This window comes from Bradyrhizobium sp. P2_E8 (genome assembly GCF_056403875.1).
Window position 1 is genome coordinate 1 of record NZ_JBFUES010000701.1, and the last position, 4,184, is coordinate 4,184.

The following is a 4,184-nucleotide window of genomic DNA, read 5'->3' on the forward strand; positions in this document are numbered from 1 at the left end:
CGGCAACGCTGCGTCTGACGCCTCGGCCAATCCGGCACCGGACTCGACACCCTCACCCGCAGCGCCCCGCGCGGTCCCTTGCCCGGCGCCGGCGCGCTGGCTTCCAGCGGTGGAGCGATTGTGAGCCAGACCTTCAAGCTGCTGCTCGGCACCATCCACGGCGTGGGAAACATCTTCATCGTGCTGTTCCTGGGGCTGTCCTTCGCCGCCCAGCCCAGCGCCTATCACGACGGCCTGTTGTTCCTCGCGCCGGCGAGGCATCGCACCCGCGTCACCCTGATCATCGACCGCATCAGCGAGACGCTGGAACGCTGGCTGATCGCGCAGATCGTCGTGATGATTGCGGTTGGCGTCGTGACCTGGATTGGGCTTGCCATCATCGGCATCCCGGGCTCGTTCATCCTGGGGATTCAGGCGGGCCTCCTCGCCTTCATTCCGACCGTCGGCGCCATCATTGCCGGCGTCGTCGTGGTGCTCGCGAGCCTCGCCTCGGGCTGGATTCCGGCACTGTCGGCCTTCCTCCTGTTCATGGGCGTGCACACGATGGAGAGCTATGTGCTGACGCCAATCCTGCAGCGGCAGGCGCTGGACATTCCGCCGGCCACGCTGTTCGCGTTCCAGATCCTGCTCGGCGTCGTCTTTGGAATCTGGGGCCTGGCGCTGGCGCTGCCACTGGTCGCCATCGCCAAGGTCATGATCGACCATTTCAAGACTTATGAGGCGCCRCCTCTGGCAGAGGCGGCTTAGAGCATGATCCGGACCCGAAGGGCCGCGCCAGCGCAAAGTGCGCCGCGGTTTTCCCTCGCGACAAACGCTGAACGCGTTTGCGCGGAGATCATGCTCCTCAAATAGAGGCCCCTCAGGTCGCCAGCACGGTCTCGGTGTGCTCGACCTCGGGGGGCGCGGCAAAATACTGGCCSACGAGGCCGCGCCATTCGGTGAAGTTCTCGGAGCCGCGGAAATCGACGGTGTGGTTCTCCAGCGTCGCCCACTTCACCATCAGACGATAGCGCTGCGGCTTCTCGATCGACTTGTGCAGCTCGAAGCCGTGAAAGCCCTTGGAGCGGCCGAACGCGGCCTTGGCCTTGGCCACGGCGGCCTCGAAATCCTTCTCGCTGCCCGGCTTGACGTCGATTTGCGCGATCTCGGTGATCATCGGTTTTCCACCCTTCTTGCTTGATGGGCGTGTCTACCGCACCCCGCCCAAAAGAAAAAGGCGCCGAAACGGCGCCCTGGCTGGCCGGAAACTGCAGGTCTGTCAGGCGAACAGCAGAACGGTGCCTGCCACGATGAGCGCGCAACCGACGAACAGCACGAGCGGCCAATAGCTGCGGCTCTGCGTGTAGCGTCCCTGGGCGCGGCGCTCGGTGATCAGCGCCGTCTCGTATTCCTCTGCGGTCGAGAACAGACAAGCGAAGCCGCCTCGCGCCGAGGCGGCTTGGGCTTCGAGGGACATCAGGGCGGTCTGCGGGGTCTGTCGACGGATCGATTCCATAACCGGAATGGTAGGGATCGAATGGTAAACAGAGGGTTACCGCAGGGCCCTTTGCCTCAAGCCGTGACCGGACGCGCCTGCGGCGCGCCGATCCGCGCGGCGCTCTGGCGGCGCCAGTTCTCCAGCGACAGTGGCAGCTCCTCCGCCGCCTCGACGCGGTTACGGCCGCCGCGCTTGGCCTGGTAGAGCGCAGTGTCGGCCGAGGCCAGCAGCACCTCGAGCTCGGTGCCGGCCGGACCGCCGGCCACGCCGATGCTGACGGTGGTGTCGACCGGGCCTTCATCGACCACGATGCCGGAGGTCTCGAACGCCTCGCGCACGCGCTCGGCGACCAGCACGCCCTCCTCCAGCGAACACGGCAGCAGCGCCGCGAATTCCTCACCGCCGATGCGGCCGGAAAGGTCGGTCATGCGCAGATTGCTGACCACCACGGTCGAGAACAGTTTCAGCATCTCGTCGCCGGCGGGATGGCCGAAGCGGTCGTTGATCGACTTGAAGTGGTCGATGTCGAAGATCATCACGGTCACGGGACGTCCGGCCTTGGCCTCGCGGTCGATCACGCGGCCGCAGGCTTCCGAGAAGCCGCGGCGGTTGAGCATGCCCGTCAAGGGATCGGTCGACGCGGCGGTCCGGTGCGCGGTGACGGTGCGCTCCGACACCAGCATGAAGATCACGAACACGGTGCCGACGGCGTAGAGCACGAGCTCGACCGCGAACACGGTGACCCAGATGCTCGAGGAGAAGCCGGCATCGTGCGGGCGCAGGAAGCTGCCGAGCAGGATCGGCAGCATCAGCACGCAACCGTGCATCACCGGCACCACGAAGGCCGGCCAGCGCCGTTGCAGGCTCTTGCGCCGCTCGACCCAGAGCTCGCTCGCGGTCAGCGCGGCATAGACCGAGACGATGCCGGCGCCGATGATCATGCGCAGCATCGACGCCGCGGGATCGAGCAGCGTCGCGGCCGCGGCCCAGGCGAGCGCGCCGAGCACGAGGCCGGGCCAGTTCGGCTTGCGGCCGTGGAAGACGCGCGCCGCATTCCACACCATGCCGCAGGCGACGAAGCCGACGGCATTTAATGCCAGATAGAGATGCGGCCCCAGCCTGTCGCCTGCCGCCGTCCACAATGCGACCGAGGCCGCGCCGAGGAGATAGGCGGTGCCCCACCATTTCAACGCAGGACTATTCTCCTGCTTACCGAAGAACACCATCATCGCGCCGAGCAGTGCGGCAACCATGGTGGCAACCAAATAGAGCGTGATGCTATCGAGCGACATCATGTCGGCCCCCTTGAAAACATAGCAGTTACGCGATCGGCCCAGCCGATTTGCGCGCCCTTCCGAATGCGACGCTAGGTTCCCGCAGGTTCCATTCAGGTTTTCACGCGGCCGCAAGTTTTCGGGAAACACGTCGTCAATTTGCATACAAACGAACAACAAAAAGGGCGCTGAAATCAGCGCCCTTTTGCATCTCATTGAAGCCGCTTTCGCGGCGAATGTGACCGAAGCGATTAACGCTTCGAGAACTGGAAGGAACGGCGGGCCTTGGCCTTGCCGTACTTCTTGCGCTCGACCACGCGGGAGTCGCGGGTGAGGAAGCCGCCCTTCTTGAGCACGGTGCGCAGCTCCGGCTCGAAATAGGTGAGCGCCTTGGAGATGCCGTGGCGGACGGCGCCGGCCTGGCCGGACAGACCGCCGCCGGCGACGGTGCAGATCACGTCGTACTGGCCGGAACGCTGGGCCACCGAGAACGGCTGCTCGATCATCATGCGCAGCACGGGACGGGCGAAATAGACCTCGACCTCACGCGAATTGACCGTGACCTTGCCGGCACCCGGCTTGATCCAGACGCGGGCGACCGCGTCCTTGCGCTTGCCGGTGGCATAGGCGCGGTTGAACTTGTCGACCTTCTTCTCGTGCTTGGGCGCGTCGGGCGCCGCCGCCGTCTTGAGCTGCGAGAGCTGGTCGAGCGACTGAATGGATTCGGCCATGTTATGCGGCCCTCGTGTTCTTGCGGTTCAACTTGGCGATGTCGAGCTTCTCGGGCGTCTGCGCCTCGTGCGGATGATCGGCACCGCCGTAGACACGGAGATTGCCCATCTGCACGCGACCGAGCGGACCACGCGGGATCATGCGCTCGACGGCCTTCTCGAGCACGCGCTCGGGGTGCTTGCCCTCGAGGATCTGGCGCGCGGTGCGCTCCTTGACGTGGCCGACATAGCCGGTGTGCTTGTAGTAGGTCTTCTGCTCGCGCTTGCGACCGGTGAGGACCGCATGCTGCGCGTTGATGATGATGACGTTGTCGCCGCAATCAACGTGCGGGGTGTAGGTCGGGAGGTGCTTGCCGCGCAGGCGCATGGCGACGATGGTGGCGAGACGGCCGACGACCAGACCCTTGGCGTCGATCAGCACCCACTTCTTCGTCACCTCAGCCGGCTTTGCCGAAAAGGTTTTCATATCGGAGTTTCCGTGGACGGGAGATATCGGCGCGAACACCGCACCGGACTGCGCGGTTTTCTAGAGAAGAGACGCGCAACGGTCAATGCCCGAAGACGGAAATTACGTATGCAAAATCAATAGCTTAAAAATATGGTGCTATATTACCTGCTAAAAGCTCAAACATTTGGAATGGAATAGGTCGAGGTGACATGGGCGATCGGATCTGGCGAGGTGCCCGACAGCAGGTTCACCTC

5 protein-coding genes and 2 pseudogenes are annotated in these 4,184 nt (G+C 64.5%); 1 reads left to right on the forward strand and 6 read right to left on the reverse strand.

Annotation, left to right across the window (positions count from 1 at the left end; all coding sequences use genetic code 11):
- Nucleotides 1–747: pseudogene (locus tag AC1D00_RS29850) on the forward strand (AI-2E family transporter); the annotation flags it as partial.
- A 112-nt stretch (nucleotides 748–859) separates the two neighbouring features.
- Here the strand turns inward: AC1D00_RS29850 and AC1D00_RS29855 are convergent.
- From AC1D00_RS29855 to AC1D00_RS29880, 6 genes and pseudogenes are all read right to left on the reverse strand, one after another.
- The gene (locus tag AC1D00_RS29855) at nucleotides 860–1,156 is read right to left on the reverse strand and encodes an antibiotic biosynthesis monooxygenase family protein (protein ID WP_027547373.1); all 297 of its coding nucleotides are present in this window, start codon (nucleotides 1,154–1,156) and stop codon (nucleotides 860–862) included.
- Between the two features lie 102 nt (nucleotides 1,157–1,258).
- Nucleotides 1,259–1,495 carry a hypothetical protein gene (locus tag AC1D00_RS29860; protein WP_135176047.1) on the reverse strand — a complete coding sequence of 79 codons (237 nt, stop codon included), beginning with the start codon at nucleotides 1,493–1,495 and terminating at the stop codon, nucleotides 1,259–1,261.
- A gap of 56 nt (nucleotides 1,496–1,551) precedes the next feature.
- The gene (locus tag AC1D00_RS29865) at nucleotides 1,552–2,772 is read right to left on the reverse strand and encodes a GGDEF domain-containing protein (protein WP_404556846.1); all 1,221 of its coding nucleotides are present in this window, start codon (nucleotides 2,770–2,772) and stop codon (nucleotides 1,552–1,554) included.
- 230 nt (nucleotides 2,773–3,002) lie between these two features.
- The gene (gene rpsI, locus AC1D00_RS29870; protein ID WP_011087725.1) at nucleotides 3,003–3,482 is read right to left on the reverse strand and encodes a 30S ribosomal protein S9; all 480 of its coding nucleotides are present in this window, start codon (nucleotides 3,480–3,482) and stop codon (nucleotides 3,003–3,005) included.
- A gap of 1 nt (nucleotide 3,483) precedes the next feature.
- Nucleotides 3,484–3,948 (reverse strand): 50S ribosomal protein L13, encoded by a 465-nt coding sequence (rplM, locus tag AC1D00_RS29875; RefSeq protein ID WP_015685724.1) that lies wholly within the window; start codon nucleotides 3,946–3,948, stop codon nucleotides 3,484–3,486.
- 158 nt (nucleotides 3,949–4,106) lie between these two features.
- A pseudogene (locus AC1D00_RS29880) lies at nucleotides 4,107–4,184 on the reverse strand (phenylacetic acid degradation protein); the annotation flags it as partial.